This is a genomic window from Roseivivax sp. CAU 1753, from assembly GCF_054482575.1.
The window spans coordinates 641,196-655,713 of record NZ_JBTLRF010000001.1; the positions used below are offsets into that span (position 1 = coordinate 641,196).

General features: G+C 66.5%; 12 protein-coding genes. 8 read left to right on the forward strand and 4 right to left on the reverse strand.

Annotation, left to right across the window (positions count from 1 at the left end):
• Nucleotides 1-68: 68 nt before the first annotated feature.
• Nucleotides 69-809, forward strand: coding sequence for an ABC transporter ATP-binding protein (locus ACXYMN_RS02915; RefSeq protein WP_459011915.1), 741 nt, complete (start codon nucleotides 69-71; stop codon nucleotides 807-809).
• The gene (locus ACXYMN_RS02920; protein WP_459011916.1) at nucleotides 806-1,597 is read left to right on the forward strand and encodes an ABC transporter permease; all 792 of its coding nucleotides are present in this window, start codon (nucleotides 806-808) and stop codon (nucleotides 1,595-1,597) included. The genes ACXYMN_RS02915 and ACXYMN_RS02920 overlap by 4 nt, the downstream gene beginning before the upstream one ends.
• A 93-nt stretch (nucleotides 1,598-1,690) precedes the next feature.
• On the opposite strand, the gene ACXYMN_RS02925 is transcribed toward ACXYMN_RS02920, so the two are convergent.
• The 3 genes from ACXYMN_RS02925 to ACXYMN_RS02935 all read right to left on the reverse strand — a co-directional run bounded on the left by ACXYMN_RS02925 (nucleotide 1,691) and on the right by ACXYMN_RS02935 (nucleotide 3,839).
• Nucleotides 1,691-2,815 (reverse strand): aminotransferase class V-fold PLP-dependent enzyme, encoded by a 1,125-nt coding sequence (locus ACXYMN_RS02925; RefSeq protein WP_459011917.1) that lies wholly within the window; start codon nucleotides 2,813-2,815, stop codon nucleotides 1,691-1,693.
• A 78-nt stretch (nucleotides 2,816-2,893) separates the two neighbouring features.
• A complete protein-coding gene (locus ACXYMN_RS02930; protein WP_459011918.1) occupies nucleotides 2,894-3,352 on the reverse strand; it encodes an Lrp/AsnC family transcriptional regulator in 459 nt (152 codons plus the stop codon).
• Between the two features lie 31 nt (nucleotides 3,353-3,383).
• On the reverse strand, nucleotides 3,384-3,839 hold the full coding sequence (locus ACXYMN_RS02935) for an Lrp/AsnC family transcriptional regulator (protein WP_459011919.1): 456 nt from the start codon (nucleotides 3,837-3,839) through the stop codon (nucleotides 3,384-3,386).
• Between the two features lie 131 nt (nucleotides 3,840-3,970).
• On the opposite strand from ACXYMN_RS02935, the gene ilvC reads away from it, so the two are divergent.
• Nucleotides 3,971-4,993 carry a ketol-acid reductoisomerase gene (ilvC, locus tag ACXYMN_RS02940; protein WP_459011920.1) on the forward strand — a complete coding sequence of 341 codons (1,023 nt, stop codon included), beginning with the start codon at nucleotides 3,971-3,973 and terminating at the stop codon, nucleotides 4,991-4,993.
• Nucleotides 4,994-5,295: 302 nt separating this feature from the next.
• Here ilvC and ACXYMN_RS02945 read toward each other — a convergent pair whose 3' ends face one another.
• A complete protein-coding gene (locus ACXYMN_RS02945) occupies nucleotides 5,296-7,041 on the reverse strand; it encodes a serine protease (protein ID WP_459011921.1) in 1,746 nt (581 codons plus the stop codon).
• Nucleotides 7,042-7,241: 200 nt separating this feature from the next.
• Here ACXYMN_RS02945 and ACXYMN_RS02950 point away from each other — a divergent pair, with 200 nt between their 5' ends.
• The 5 genes from ACXYMN_RS02950 to ACXYMN_RS02970 all read left to right on the forward strand — a co-directional run bounded on the left by ACXYMN_RS02950 (nucleotide 7,242) and on the right by ACXYMN_RS02970 (nucleotide 14,465).
• Complete coding sequence (locus tag ACXYMN_RS02950) at nucleotides 7,242-8,168, forward strand: glycine--tRNA ligase subunit alpha (protein ID WP_459011922.1); 927 nt, start codon at nucleotides 7,242-7,244, stop codon at nucleotides 8,166-8,168.
• Nucleotides 8,169-8,223: 55 nt separating this feature from the next.
• The gene (locus tag ACXYMN_RS02955; RefSeq protein WP_459011923.1) at nucleotides 8,224-8,727 is read left to right on the forward strand and encodes a DUF6446 family protein; all 504 of its coding nucleotides are present in this window, start codon (nucleotides 8,224-8,226) and stop codon (nucleotides 8,725-8,727) included.
• Nucleotides 8,728-8,794: 67 nt separating this feature from the next.
• Nucleotides 8,795-9,649 (forward strand): DUF1206 domain-containing protein, encoded by an 855-nt coding sequence (locus tag ACXYMN_RS02960; protein WP_459011924.1) that lies wholly within the window; start codon nucleotides 8,795-8,797, stop codon nucleotides 9,647-9,649.
• Between the two features lie 71 nt (nucleotides 9,650-9,720).
• Nucleotides 9,721-11,808, forward strand: coding sequence for a glycine--tRNA ligase subunit beta (gene glyS / locus ACXYMN_RS02965; RefSeq protein ID WP_459011925.1), 2,088 nt, complete (start codon nucleotides 9,721-9,723; stop codon nucleotides 11,806-11,808).
• A gap of 47 nt (nucleotides 11,809-11,855) precedes the next feature.
• Nucleotides 11,856-14,465 carry a putative PEP-binding protein gene (locus tag ACXYMN_RS02970; RefSeq protein WP_459011927.1) on the forward strand — a complete coding sequence of 870 codons (2,610 nt, stop codon included), beginning with the start codon at nucleotides 11,856-11,858 and terminating at the stop codon, nucleotides 14,463-14,465.
• The last annotated feature ends 53 nt before the right edge of the window (nucleotides 14,466-14,518 follow it).

Sequence of the window (14,518 nt, forward strand, 5' to 3'; positions counted from 1 at the left end):
TCGCCGCTCCGGCGCACTGGGTAGGCTCTGGCGGAACTGGGCGGGGCGGGGCGGAGACGGGATGGACCATGACAGGCGGGCTTGAGGTCAAGGGCATCAGCTACCGCTTCGGCGGCAAGGTGGCGCTGTCGGAGGTGTCGTTCAGCGTCGCCCCGGGGCGGTTCGCGGCGCTTCTCGGCCCCAACGGCGCGGGCAAGTCAACGCTGTTCGCGCTGATGACGCGGCTTTTCACCGCCCCCGAAGGCCAGATCCGCATCGCCGGGCACGACCTTGCGCGCACGCCCCGGGCGGCGCTGGCGCGGATGGGGGTGGTGTTTCAGAGCACGACGCTCGACCTCGACCTGACCATCCGGCAGAACCTTTCATATTTCGCCGCACTGCACGGGCTGTCTGGCCGCGACGCCGCGCTGCGGATCGACGCCGCGCTCGACCGTCTGGGCATTGCCGAGCGCGCCGGGGAAAAGGCCCGCAGCCTCAATGGCGGCCACAAGCGACGGACCGAGATCGCCCGGGCGCTGCTGCACGCGCCGGAGGTCTTGCTGCTGGATGAGCCGACCGTGGGGCTGGACGCCGCCGCGCGCGCCGCGATCACCGATCACGTCCACCGGCTCTGCGCCGAGGACGGGCTGACCGTGCTCTGGGCCACGCATCTGACCGACGAGGTGCGCGACACCGACCGGTTGGTCGTCCTGCACCAGGGCCGCATCCTTGCCGATGGCGCGGCAGGCGCGATCCGCAGCGCGCAATCGCTGAACGCCCGCTTCCTGTCGATTACCGGGGCTGCGCCCACGACCGGTGCCCCCGCATGACCCCCTACCTGATCGCCCTGCGCGCGATCGCCTGGCGCGAAGCGTTGCGCTTCGTGCATCAGCGCGAGCGGTTCCTGGCCGCGCTGGTGCGCCCGCTGGTGTGGCTCCTGGTCTTCGCGGCGGGCTTTCGCGCCGCGCTGGGCCTGTCGATCCTGCCGCCCTACCAGACCTATATCACCTACGAGACCTATATCGTGCCCGGCCTCTGCGGCATGATCCTGCTGTTCAACGGCATGCAAAGCGCATTGAGCCTGGTCTACGATCGCGAAACCGGGTCAATGCGCCTGCTGCTGACGGCCCCCTTGCCGCGCGGGTACCTGCTGTTCTGCAAGCTGGTGGGGGCGACAATGATTTCGCTGGTGCAGGTCTATGTCTTTCTCGCGATCGCGGCGCTGTTCGATATCGTGCTGCCGTCCTGGGGCTATTTCGCCGCCCTGCCCGCACTGACGCTGGCGGGGCTGATGCTGGGCGCATTGGGTCTGGCCCTGTCGTCGCTGATCCGGCAGCTGGAGAATTTCGCGGGTGTGATGAACTTCGTGATCTTCCCGATGTTCTTTCTGTCCTCGGCGCTTTATCCGCTGTGGAAGATGGCCGAAAGCTCCGAACTGCTGCACGATATCTGCGCCGTGAACCCCTTTACCCACGCGGTCGAGCTGATCCGCTTCGCATTGTATCTGCAATGGAACGGTGCGGCCCTGCTCTGGACCGTCCTGGCCCTGGTGGGTTTCGGTGCATTGGCGCTCTGGGGTTACGATCCGGCGCGGGGGCTTGTCCGCCGGAAGGGATGACCCCGACCGCGTCCTGTGCGGCACGGTCGGGATTTGCGTATTTGGAAAATGGAAAGGCGGAGGCGGGACGCGGCGATACCCGCGGCGGCGAGATCAGAATACCTTGTCGAGGACCCGGCTTAGTCGCGTCACGGTGCCATCGACGTCGTAGAGCTTGTCGAGCCCGAACAACCCCAGGCGAAAGGTCGAAAAGCCCGCGGGTTCGTCGCATTGCAACGGCACCCCGGCGGCAATCTGCATACCGTGCCTGGCAAAGACCCGGCCCGATTGCACCTCGGGGTCGTCAGTGTAGCTGACCACCACGCCCGGGGCACCGAAGCCGTCGGCGGCAACAGAGCGCACGCCCTTGTCGGCGAGAAGGGCGCGCACGCGACCGCCAAGCTGCAACTGTGCCTGGCGAAGCTTTTCGAACCCGAAATCGCGGCTTTCCCGCATCGTGTCGCGAAAGGCCCGCAGCCCGTCCGTCGGCAAGGTGGCGTGATAGGCGTGACCGCCGCCCTCATAGGCCGCCATGATCGCGCGCCACTTCTTCAGATCGATGGCGAAGCTGTGCGCATCCGTCTCCTCCATCCGGGCCAAGGCCCGTTCCGACAGCATCACCAGCCCCGCCGACGGCGTCGAGGACCAGCCCTTCTGCGGCGCCGAGATCAGCACGTCGACGCCCGTGGCCTTCATGTCGACCCAGGCGCATCCGCTGGCGACGCAGTCCAGAACCATGAGACCGCCGACCTCATGCGCGGCCTCCGCCAGCCCCTTGATGTAGTCGTCGGGCAGAATGATGCCGGCGGAGGTTTCCACATGCGGCGCGAAGACCAGGCCGGGCGCGGTCTCCCGGATCCGCGCCCGCACGGCGTCAAGCTCGGCCGGGGCGAAGGGCGCGTCCACCGCGTTGCCCATGCGCCGCGCTTTCATCACATGGGTCTCGCCGCCGAAGCCGCCCGCCTCGAAGATCTGCGACCAGCGGTAGGAGAACCAGCCATTGCGCACCACCAACGCGTCCGCGCCTTGTCCGAACTGCCGCGCCACGGCTTCCATCGCGAAGCTGCCGCCGCCCGGCACCAGCGCCACCGCATCGGCATTGTAGACCTCGCGCAGCATCTCCGAGATGTCGCGCATGACCTCCTGAAACGCGGCGCTCATGTGATTGAGCGAGCGGTCGGTGAACACGACCGAGAATTCTTCGAGGCCCGATGGATCGACGGTGTCGAGAAGCGCCATGTGTCCTGTCTCCTTTGCTTGTGTCTGTGGGTAGCGCGGCGCGGCGCGGACGGCAAATTCAATCTTGTCGCAAGGGGGCTAGCCGATCGGCCCGGGACGGCGCTCTTCGGACAAGAGCACGTTGGCGTCGAGCGAGGCAACTCCCGGCAGTGTCATGATGCGGCGGCGCAGGACCCGCTCGAAATCCGACAGGTCGCGCGCCACGACACGCAGGCGGTAATCGTACAGCCCAAGCACATGTTCGACCGTCTGTACCTCGGGAATGGCCGATACCGCGCGTTCGAAATCCCCGAGCGACGCCTGCCCCTTGGTTCCCAGCTTCACGCCCAGGAATACGGTCACACCGAAGCCAAGCTTCTGCGCATCGAGATCGAGCCGCGCCCCGCGCAACGCGCCCGCATCCCTGAGCCGCTTGACGCGACGCCAGGCGGCCGGCTGCGACAGTCCCAGCCTGCGACCAAGCGCACCCGCCGACAGGTCCGCCTCTGCGCTCAGCGCGCGCAGGATGTCACGATCCGTGGCGTCAAGCTCGATCATCGCAACGCCCCGTTCCTGCAACCCCACCGCATCACAGAGGCAGGCTTTCGTCGTGTTTCACCCGCGCGATATGCATCAACGCTTCTAGATCCGTGATATGCGGCAACGCCAGCAGCTTCTCGCGGTAGAGGATCTGGTAATGCGCAAGATCCCGCGCGATCACCGACAGGCGGACGTCGACCTGGCCGAGAAATGTCTGGATTTCCAGCACTTCGGGAACCGCCCGCGCGGCTGCCGCAAATTCCTCGAACGCCGTGGCCACCGACTTGTCGAGCGTCACCCGCAACGACACCTCGACCGTGTAGCCAAGGGCGCTCCAGTCGATCACCGCGCGTGCGCCGCGCAGCACCCCTGCTGCCCGCATCTTCTCCAGCCTGCGGGTCAGCGTGGTGGCCGTCACGCCCGCCCGAACCGCAAGCTCCTGGCCGGAAAGTGTCGGCGCGGCCTGGTATTGGCGCAGGATGCGTCTGTCCGTATCGTCAAGCATGAAGTTTCCGCTTTTTGCAAGATGCGCGCATGATGTCTTTCCATTTTCTGAAATACGCCGGAAAAACGCAACCGCTATCGCCGACGGATGGCTAGATTGCACACATCACAACCAGACAAGGAGCGCCAGACATGCGCGTTTATTACGACCGCGATTGCGACATCAACCTGATCAAGGACAAGAAAGTGGCGATCCTGGGCTATGGCTCGCAGGGCCACGCCCATGCGCTGAACTTGCGCGATTCCGGCGCCAAGAACGTCGTCGTGGCGCTGCGTGAAGGCTCGGCCTCGGCGGCCAAGGCCGAAGGCGAGGGCCTCAAGGTCATGGGCATCGCCGAAGCCGCGGCCTGGTGCGACCTGATCATGTTCACCATGCCCGACGAGCTGCAGGCAGAGACCTACAAGAAATACGTCCATGACAACCTGCGCGAAGGCGCGGCGATTGCCTTTGCCCATGGTCTCAACGTGCATTTCGGCCTGATCGAGCCCAAGGCGGGCGTCGACGTGATCATGATGGCCCCCAAGGGTCCCGGCCACACCGTGCGCGGCGAATATTCCAAGGGCGGCGGCGTGCCCTGCCTGGTGGCGGTCCACCAGGACGCCACGGGTCGCGCGCTGGAACTGGGCCTGAGCTATTGTTCGGCGATCGGCGGCGGGCGGTCCGGTATCATCGAGACCAACTTCCGCGAGGAATGCGAAACCGATCTCTTCGGTGAGCAGGCCGTGCTTTGCGGTGGCCTGGTCGAACTGATCCGCATGGGTTTCGAGACCCTGGTCGAGGCAGGCTACGAGCCCGAGATGGCCTATTTCGAATGCCTGCACGAAGTGAAGCTGATCGTGGACCTGATCTACGAAGGCGGCATCGCCAACATGAACTACTCGATCTCCAACACCGCCGAATACGGCGAATATGTCTCGGGTCCGCGCATTCTGCCCTACGACGAAACCAAGAAGCGCATGAAGGACGTGTTGACCGACATCCAGAACGGCCGTTTCGTGCGGGACTTCATGCAGGAAAACACCGTCGGTCAGCCGATGTTCAAGGCCACCCGCCGACTCAACGACGAGCACCAGATCGAACAGGTCGGCGAGCGTCTGCGCGGAATGATGCCCTGGATCTCGGCCGGCAAGATGGTCGACAAGGCCAAGAACTGACCGGCTTCGCGGCGCGACGCGGCGCCAGGACCTGAGACGAAAGACGCCCCCGGAGTGCTTCCGGGGGCGTCATTATGTGGGGCGGAGCGTTTGCGCGGGGCCTGGGCACATGCTGACCCTTCGCAGACGCTCAGGGTGTTCGCCCGGGCGTTCTGACCCTTCGCAGGGGCTCAGGGTGTTCGGCCGGGCGTGCTGACCCTTCGCAGGGGCTCAGGGTGTTCGGCCGGGCGTGCTGACCCTTCGCAGGGGCTCAGGGTGTTCGGCACTGAAAACGCGCCACCGGCGCGTTTTCCGGGCGTGCCTCACTCCCAGCAGGACACCAGTACGGTCATGGCGCGGGCGACCTGGGTCAGGTCCTCGGGGGCCATGAAGGCGTCGCCACGTCCGGTTTCGACGGTCACCCCTGCCCCGGCGGACATCGCGATCAGGCGCTCTGATGCGGTGGCGAAGCTGACGCCCTCGGGCAGTTGACGCCCCTCGGTGGCCTGCGGCACCAGCATGCCCACCACGGCACCGCCGCCATCGAATACCGGCCCGCCCGCGTCGCCGTCATTGGACGCGACCGCAAGCCGCGCAATCCCGGCCTCGCCGTTCAGACCCTTGAGATCGGCCAGGGTGCCGAAGGCCAGCGTCGGCGCGCCCAGCACGCCGCCATAGGAAAAGCCCGCGATCGCCACTTCGGATTGCAACCGGGGCGCATCGACGCGGAAGACCGCGACTTCGCGCGGCGACAGCGGGGTGTCGGGCTTCAGGATGGCGATGCCGTTGTCGGATGCCACGACCTGCGCCTCGGTCGTCTCGTCGAGGGTGATCCGGCCGCAGCTTTCCACGCCACCCGCGGCGGTCAGCACATGACCGCGCGTATCGACGAAGAACCCCGAGGTCACGGCCTTGGGCTGGCGCACCTGCAGACCGGCCACGAGGTCGATGGATTGGGTATCGCCCGACAGCGTCGCCGGATCGAGCACGATGCCGTCGAGCGGTCTGAAGCTATCCTGCATGATGCCAAGGATGCGCCTGCGACGTTCCTCGTCGCCGGCGGGCCAGATCAGCGTGAAGCCCTTGATCACGCCATCCTCGAGCCGCGCTTCGGTGTGGCTGACGATGCGGGCATTCGCCCCGGTCAGGGTAAAGCTGTCGCGGCGCCGTTCGCGGTCGCCGGTCAGCGGCACGATGTCGAGCGTCTGCATGATCTCGTAAAGACCGTAGAGCGTTTGCCGGTCGCCGGGCTGCGAGATCAGCAGCGCGCGCGCCGCCAGATCGCCGGTGGCGTCGTAATGCACGAAGGGAGCCTCGGCGCGGGCATAGGCGAGCACGCCCATCGGCAGGTCGAGTTCGATCCCGGCGCGGCGGTCCGCGACGCGCTGGATCTGCATGCCGTCGAGCACGGCGTTGTACTGGCGCAGCAATTCGGTGCGCTGGCGCGTCGTCAGGATGCCGGTGGGTGTGAAGCCGTTGGCCTCTTGCCAGCCCGCCATGGAGCCACGGGTGCCGCGCCCGAAGGCGGCATCGATGCGGCCTTCGTAGAAGCCCGCCCATTGCAGCGCGACCTGCAGACCGGCGCGTTCGTCGCGGGTCAGCCGCGCCTCGGAGCGGCGCGCCTCGGCCACCGTTTCGCCCGGGTCTTCCGGCGTGGGTGCGGGCGTCTCGGCGACCACCTCCTCGCCCCCTTGCGGTGGCTCATCGGCCTCGACCGGGGCGGTTGCCGGTGACTGGATCGCACCGGCCCCCACCGGGAAGAACCGTTGGGCGTATTCCTCGGCTTCTTCGATATAGCTGTCCGACGGGATCAGGCCCTGACGGCGCAGATCGCGGCGCAAGCGGTCGGCCTGCGCTTCGTTATAGGGACCAAGCGCGATGCCGTACCAGCCCGCCCCGAGCGAAAACCCGTTCACATCGGGCAATCGGGACGCGAACAGACGCGCGCGCCCCTCGGCGGTACTGAGGGCGGGATGCGCCTCGATCTGAATGAAATAGGCCTCTTGCGCCGCGGCTGCCCCGGTCAATATCCAGAGCGCGCTGCCCGCCATCAGAACGGAGCGTATCATGTGTCAAGCAATCCCTTGGTCTGTTTGGTCTATCGGTGGCCTTGGCCATTTGCAGGTCCGGCTTGCGTCATCTCTAGCAAATCGCAGGCCTTGCGCACCTCAATTATTGGTCAGGGTTGCAATAATTATTGGTCGGAGCTGCAATTGACCCCCGAGTTGTGGCGTCCTAATCAAGCGCCAGCCACACAAGCGGGGATCACATGGACGCAAGCGACAAGCCCAAGAGCTTTCAGGAGATCATCCTGCGGCTTCAGACCTACTGGGCGACGCAGGGCTGCGCCGTTCTGCAACCCTATGACATGGAAGTGGGCGCCGGCACCTTCCACCCGGCAACGACCCTGCGCGCGCTTGGCACCAAAAGCTGGGCCGCGGCCTATGTGCAGCCGTCGCGCAGGCCCACCGATGGCCGCTACGGCGAAAACCCCAACCGGCTGCAGCATTACTACCAGTTCCAGGTCATCATCAAACCCTCGCCACCGGACCTGCAGGCGCTCTACCTGGGCTCGCTCGCGGCGATCGGGATCGACCTGGCCCTGCACGACGTCCGTTTCGTCGAGGACGACTGGGAAAGCCCGACCCTGGGGGCCTGGGGCCTCGGATGGGAGGTCTGGTGCGACGGCATGGAAGTGTCGCAATTCACCTATTTTCAGCAGGTCGGCGGGCATGACTGCCACCCCGTCTCGGGCGAGCTGACCTACGGGCTCGAACGTCTGGCGATGTACGTCCTCGGCGTCGATCACGTCATGGACATGCCGTTCAACGCCCCCGACGCGCCGATCCCGCTGCGCTACGGCGACATCTTTCGCCAGACCGAGCAGGAATACAGCCGCCACAACTTCGATCACGCATCGACCGAGATGCTGCTGCGCCACTTCGAGGATGCGGAGGCCGAATGCCAGCGCCTGCTGGACGCCCCCGAGGACGATCCCAAGACCGGGCGGCGCATCGTCATGGCGCATCCCGCCTATGACCAGTGCATCAAGGCGTCGCACCTGTTCAACCTGCTCGATGCGCGCGGGGTCATTTCCGTGACCGAGCGGCAGGCCTATATCGGAAGGGTCCGGGCCCTGGCGAAGATGTGCGCCGATGCCTTCGTGACGACCGAAGCGGGCGGTGCCGCGGCCTGAGCCCGTCACCCCGGGCGCCGCGCCCGGCCCCCCGCATTGCAGAACAGGACAGCGCGTGACCGGAAAAATACTGACGATCCTCATCTTTGTCTCGGCGCTCATTGCCGGTGCCGCGATGTATTACCTGCAGGTCTACGCCTATTACGAGGACGTGGACCCGCGCGATGCGATCACCGTGCTCGGCACCGATGGCGGCCAGATCACCGTGCCCGTGCGCAACTTCGAGGGCATCGACGCCGACAGCTCTCCGATCCGGTTCCGGGCCTGTTTCGATACCGATCTGCGCCCCGGCGACCTGGCGGCACAGCCCTATCCCAACGCCGCACCGCGCAATGCCCCGGGCTGGTTCGACTGCTTCGACGCCGGGGCGATTGCCGCGCTGATGGAGAACGGGCGCGCCGAGGTCTTCACCGTTGCACGCAACATCGAGTTCGGCATCGACCGGGTGGTGGCCCTGACCGAGGACGGGCGCGGCTACATCTGGCAAGAGATCAACGACTGCGGCGAAAAGACCTATGACGGCACGCCGCTCGGGGACGATTGCCCGGCGCGCGACTGATTTAGCGGGAACCGTCTGCCGTTTCGCGCGCTATCCCTGACAGGGAGTGCACGAAAGGGACCGGAACATGCCTGACAACAGAGCCCCGGCCTGGGTCGTGCCGGTCATGCGGGCGGGATATACCGCGCGCGCCGTAACCTACGCCATTGTCGGCGCGCTCGCGCTCAGCGCCGCGATTCGGGGCGGTGCCGCCGAAGGCACCACCGACGCTGTCAGCCACTTGCGCGCGGCCCCCATGGGATTTGTCGTCATCTGGGCGGTGGCATTCGGATTGTTCGCCTATGCCGTTTGGCGCTTCGTGGCCGCGGCACTTGATCTCGAGCGGCGGGGCGACGATCCTTCGGGCCTGTTTGCACGCGGCGGGCTCGTGGTGACCGGCGCGCTGCACGCCTTTCTCGGGGCGTCGGTGCTGGACCTGATCCCGGAAGACGACGAGTCGGGCGGCAGCTGGACGCAGGAGGTGCTCGCCCTGCCCTTTGGACGCTGGCTGCTTCTGGCGCTGGGTATCGCGGTCTTCGCGGTCGGGCTGTATTATATCTACAAGGGCTGGGCCAAGAAATACAAAGAGCATATCCGCGTCACCACATTGACCCGAAGGCTGGCCCCGGTCCTGCGCATCGGGATCATCGCCCAGGGCGCGCTGATCGCGGTGATCGGGGGGCTTCTGGGCCTCGCGGCGCTGACCTATTCACCGGATAACGCGGGTGGCATGGGCGATGCGCTGCGCGAAATCGGTGCCGCCCCCTACGGTCGGGTGATGCTGAGCGTCGCCGGTCTGGGCCTGCTGTGCTTTGCGGTCGAGAACCTGGTCGAGGCGTGGTTCCGCGTGCTGCCCGCCCGCGACGGGCTGGACGTCGAAACGCTGGCCACCCGCGCGATGCAGGAAGCCCGGTCCCAGGCCGACACCGCTGCGGCCCGCTAAGCGCTGGACCTCTGCCGCCCGCCCCGTTATCCCGCGCAAAGCAGCGAGATAACGCCCTAGCGGAGTGGCCGATGCCCGACCTTCTGATTGAACTCTTCTCCGAGGAAATCCCCGCGCGCATGCAGGCCCGGGCTGCGGAAGATCTGAAAAAGCGCGTGACCGACGGGCTGGTCGAGGCCGGTCTGACCTATGCCCACGCGGGCGCTTTCGCCACACCCCGGCGGCTGACACTGGCGCTCGAGGGTCTGCTGGCCCGATCGCCGACCACCCGCGAGGAACGCAAGGGCCCCAAGGTCGACGCCCCCGACAAGGCCATCGAGGGCTTTTTGCGCGGGGCCGGCGTGGCACGCGAAGACCTGCAGGAGCGCGACGACAAGAAAGGCCGGGTGTTCTACGCGGTGATCGAAAAGCCGGGCCGCCCGGCTGCGGACATCGTGGCCGAGGTGCTGGAAGACACCATCCGCACCTTCCCCTGGCCGAAATCCATGCGCTGGGGCGCGGGCAGCCTGCGCTGGGTGCGCCCCCTGCACCGCATCCTGTGCATTCTGACCAATGACGCGGGCGAGGCCGAGATCGTGCCGCTGGACGTCGACGGCATCAAGGCGGGCGACGTGACCGAGGGCCATCGCTTCATGGCGCCGGATGCGTTTTCCGTCGTGTCCTTCGAGGATTACGCGGCAAAGCTCAAGCGCGCTTACGTCGTTCTCGATGCCGCCGAGAGGGCCGAGGCAATCTGGAACGACGCCACCAACGCGGCCTTCGCCGCTGGCATGGAGGTGGTCGAGGACAAGGGTCTTCTGGCGGAAGTGGCGGGGCTTGTGGAATGGCCGGTGGTGCTGATGGGCGAGATTGGCGCGGACTTCCTCGACCTGCCGCCCGAGGTGCTGATGACGTCGATGAAGGAGCACCAGAAGTTCTTCTCGGTGCGCAATCCCAGGACCAGGCGGATCGAGCGGTTCGTCACCGTGGCCAACCGCGAAACCGCGGATCACGGGCGCACGATCCTGGCGGGCAACCAGAAGGTGCTGGCGGCCCGGCTGTCGGACGCGAAGTTCTTCTGGGAAAACGACCTGCGGATCGCAACGGATGCCAGAATGCAGCCCTGGCTGGATCAGTTGGAAAACGTCACCTTCCACAACAAGCTGGGCAGCCAGAAGGCGCGGATCGACCGGATCGCGGCACTGGCGCGCGAAATTGCGCCCGCCATGGGCGCCGATGCCGATCTCGTCGAACAGGCGGCACGCGTGGCCAAGGCCGATCTGTCTTCGGAAATGGTGTATGAATTTCCGGAATTGCAAGGGCTTATGGGCCGCTATTACAGTGACGCTGCAGGCCTGCCCCCCGAGGTCGCCGCCGCCTGCGAGGAACATTATTCGCCGCTCGGCCCCTCCGACGACGTGCCGACAGCGCCCGTCTCGGTCGCCGTGGCGCTGGCCGACAAGCTCGACACGTTGGCGGGATTCTGGGCCATCGACGAAAAGCCCACCGGCTCGAAGGACCCTTTCGCGCTGCGCCGCGCGGCGTTGGGGGTGATCCGGTTGCTGCTGGACGGCGACCACAGGGTGTCACTCGATCACCTGTTCCAGAAGGCGAATGACATCGCGGGCCCCCGCAAGGAAGGCTTTGCCGATATCGACGACCTCCGCGCCTTCTTCCACGACCGCCTCAAGGTCTATCTCAAGGGCGAAGGCATCCGCCATGACGTCATCGACGCCTGCCTTGCAATGGACAACGCCGACGACATCACCCTTCTGGTCAAGCGCGCCCGCGCGTTGCAGGACGTGCTGGGAACCGAGGACGGCGAAAACCTCGTTCAGGGGTTCAAGCGCGCCAACAACATCCTGACCCAGGCCGAGGAAAAGGATGGTGTCGAGTACAGTTTCGGGGCCAACCCGAAACTGGCCGAGACCGACGCCGAACGCGCGTTGTTCGCGGCGCTGACCGCGGCGGATGCAAAAATCGGCCCTGCCATGCAGGCCGAGGACTTTCCCGCCGCAATGGCCGCGATGGCGGCGATCCGGCCCGAGCTTGATGCCTTCTTCGAGGCCGTGCAGGTCAATACCGAGAACGAGATCCTCCGCCGCAACCGGCTCAACCTGCTGTCGCAGATCCGCACCATCTGCCTCAAGGTTGCCGATCTGACAAAACTCGAGGCCTGACGCCTCCTGCGGCATCCTGGCCCGACACCGCGCTTGCCTCACCGGGAATGAGGCGTATCCTGCGGCCAATTCGAAGGATTGCCGCAGTGCAGAAATACCTCAACGAAGCGTCGTTCAAGCTGGACCGGCACATCACGCTGATCACGCCGACCGCGCCCATCCTGCCGGGCACCCATGGCGGGCGGGCCAAGTGCCTGCAGCGGCTGGTGCGGCTCAAGCTGCCGGTGCCGCGCACGGTCGCGCTGTCCTTCGACACCGTCAAGGCCATCGCGCTGGGGCGCATCCCCGACACCGAGTTGCTGCTGTCGGTGTTCGAGCCGGGCGCGCTGGTCTGCGTGCGCCCATCCTCGGAGGACCCGGACTGGGGTGGCCCGACGACGATGCTCAATATAGGGATGAACGACGCGGCCTGTGCGCGGATGTCCGAAACCCTGGGCGAAGACGCGGCGCGGGCCTTGTATCGCCGCTGGGTCCAGACTTATGCGGTGCATGTCGCGCGGCTTGATCCCGACGCCTTCGACGAGATCGCGGCGGACGAGCCCGACGCGCTCGAACGGTCGCTGCGGGCCTACGAGGACGAGGCCGAAGAGCCCTTCCCCCAGGACCCCGCCACCCAGTTGGCCGAAGTGCTGCGGTCCATGGCGCGCAGCTGGGAAAGCGTGTCGGCGCGGCTCTTGCGCGAGGCCAAGGGCGCGCCGATGGATGCCGGGCTTGGCCTTGCGGTGCAGGACATGGCGTTGGGTTTCGGACGCGGCGAGTCGGGATCCGGCGTGCTGCAACTGGTCGATCCCGAAACCGGCCTGCCGCAGGTCACCGGGCGCTACCTGAGCCAGAGCCAGGGCCGCGACGCGCTCGAGGCCGGCAAACGCGCGCTGTATCTCGAGCTGGACCCGCGCGGTCCGTCGCTGCAGGAACGCGCCCCCGAGGCCTTCGCCAAGCTGGTCGAATACGCGGCGCAGATGCGCCAGCGGCTCAGGACCGAGATGCAGGTCGAGTTCACCATCGAGAACGGCGCGCTGTATATCCTCGACGGGGTCGTGGTTCCGGCCAGCCATTCCGCCGCCATCCGCATCGCGGTGCGTCTGTGCGAAGACGGCATCATCACCCCGCAGGAGGCGGTGATGCGGATCGAGCCGCAGGCGCTGTCGGTGCTGTTGCACCCGCAGGTCGACCCCACTGCCCCGCGCGATCCGATCGGGCGCGGCATCGCGGCCAGTCCGGGGGCGGCCACCGGGCGGATCGTGTTTTCCGCCAGCGCCGCACAGGCGTCGGCGGCGCGCGAGGAACCGTGCATCCTGGTGCGGCGCGAAACCTCGCCCGAGGACGTGCGCGGCATGCATGCCTCGGTCGCGGTATTGACCGAGCGCGGCGGCATGACCAGCCACGCCGCGGTGATCGGGCGCGGCATGGGGCGGCCCTGCGTGGTCGGGGCCAGTGCGATGCGTTTTCATCCCCGGCGCAAGCAGATCACCGCGGCGGATGGCCGGGTGTTCCGCGAAGGCGACGTGATCACCGTTGATGGCACGGCGGGCGAAATCCTTGCCGGGGCGCCCAGGATGCTCGGGGCCAAGCTTGACGATGCCTTCCGTACCCTGCTGGACTGGGCCGATGCGGAACGCGACATGCTGATCCGCGTCAACGCCGAGACCCCCGAGGATGCCCAGACCGGGCGCGATTTTGCCGCCGGGGGCATCGGCCTCTGCCGCACAGAGCACATGTTCTTCGACCCCGGTCGCCTGACCGTCATGCAAGAGATGATCTTCGCCGCCACCCCCGAGGACCGCCGCGCGGCGCTGGATCAGTTGCTGCCGATGCAGCGCGCGGATTTCCGGGAACTGTTCTCGATCATGTCGGGCAAGCCCGTGTGCATCCGCCTGTTCGACCCGCCGCTGCACGAATTTCTGCCCACCGACCGCGCCGGGCTGCGCGATCTGGCCGAGGCGCTGAACATGCCCGTGTCGGAAGTGACGCGGCGCGTCGAGTCGATGGGCGAATACAACCCCATGCTGGGCATGCGCGGTGTCCGGCTGGGCATCACCGTCCCCGAGATATACGACATGCAGGCCCGCGCGATCTTCGAGGCGACGCTGGATGCCAGCGGCAAGGACGACCCCGTCGTGCCCGAGATCATGATCCCGCTGGTGTCGGCCCGTCGCGAGGTCGAGATCGTCCGCCAGCGGATCGATGCGGTGGCCAGCGCCGTGCGCACCAAGCGCGGACGGGAGTTTACCTACCGGCTGGGCGTCATGGTCGAAACCCCGCGCGCCTGTCTGATTGCCGGCGACATCGCGCCGCATGTCGACTTCCTCAGCTTCGGGACCAACGATCTGACGCAGATGACCTACGGCCTGTCCCGCGACGATGCCGGGCGGTTCATGTCGGATTATGTCCGGCTGAATGTCTTCGAAGAGGACCCGTTTCACCACCTCGACCGTGAAGGCGTCGGCGAATTGCTGACCATCGGATTCGATCGGGCGCGCGCCGCGAATCCGGAGGTGATCGTCTCGATCTGCGGCGAACACGGCGGGAATCCCGAATCGATTCACTTCTGCCGAAGCCTCGGAATGAACTATGTCAGCTGTTCGCCGTTCCGGGTTCCGGTGGCGCGGCTGGCTGCCGCCCAGGCCGCGATCCGCGATAAAATCGAACGATCCTAGCGATTTGCGCGGGAACCCCCGGTTTGATTCGTGGCAAATGGGCGGATATCGGC

Excerpts from the sequence above, each read along its gene's own strand:
- ilvC (WP_459011920.1), top strand. The coding sequence starts at position 3,971 with ATGCGCGTTTATTACGACCGCGATTGCGACATCAACCTGATCAAGGAC.
- ACXYMN_RS02925 (WP_459011917.1), bottom strand. The coding sequence starts at position 2,815 with ATGGCGCTTCTCGACACCGTCGATCCATCGGGCCTCGAAGAATTCTCG.
- glyS (WP_459011925.1), top strand. The coding sequence starts at position 9,721 with ATGCCCGACCTTCTGATTGAACTCTTCTCCGAGGAAATCCCCGCGCGC.
- ACXYMN_RS02945 (WP_459011921.1), bottom strand. The coding sequence starts at position 7,041 with ATGATACGCTCCGTTCTGATGGCGGGCAGCGCGCTCTGGATATTGACC.
- ACXYMN_RS02915 (WP_459011915.1), top strand. The coding sequence starts at position 69 with ATGACAGGCGGGCTTGAGGTCAAGGGCATCAGCTACCGCTTCGGCGGC.
- ACXYMN_RS02960 (WP_459011924.1), top strand. The coding sequence starts at position 8,795 with ATGCCTGACAACAGAGCCCCGGCCTGGGTCGTGCCGGTCATGCGGGCG.
- ACXYMN_RS02950 (WP_459011922.1), top strand. The coding sequence starts at position 7,242 with ATGGACGCAAGCGACAAGCCCAAGAGCTTTCAGGAGATCATCCTGCGG.
- ACXYMN_RS02935 (WP_459011919.1), bottom strand. The coding sequence starts at position 3,839 with ATGCTTGACGATACGGACAGACGCATCCTGCGCCAATACCAGGCCGCG.
- ACXYMN_RS02920 (WP_459011916.1), top strand. The coding sequence starts at position 806 with ATGACCCCCTACCTGATCGCCCTGCGCGCGATCGCCTGGCGCGAAGCG.
- ACXYMN_RS02970 (WP_459011927.1), top strand. The coding sequence starts at position 11,856 with ATGAGGCGTATCCTGCGGCCAATTCGAAGGATTGCCGCAGTGCAGAAA.
- ACXYMN_RS02930 (WP_459011918.1), bottom strand. The coding sequence starts at position 3,352 with ATGATCGAGCTTGACGCCACGGATCGTGACATCCTGCGCGCGCTGAGC.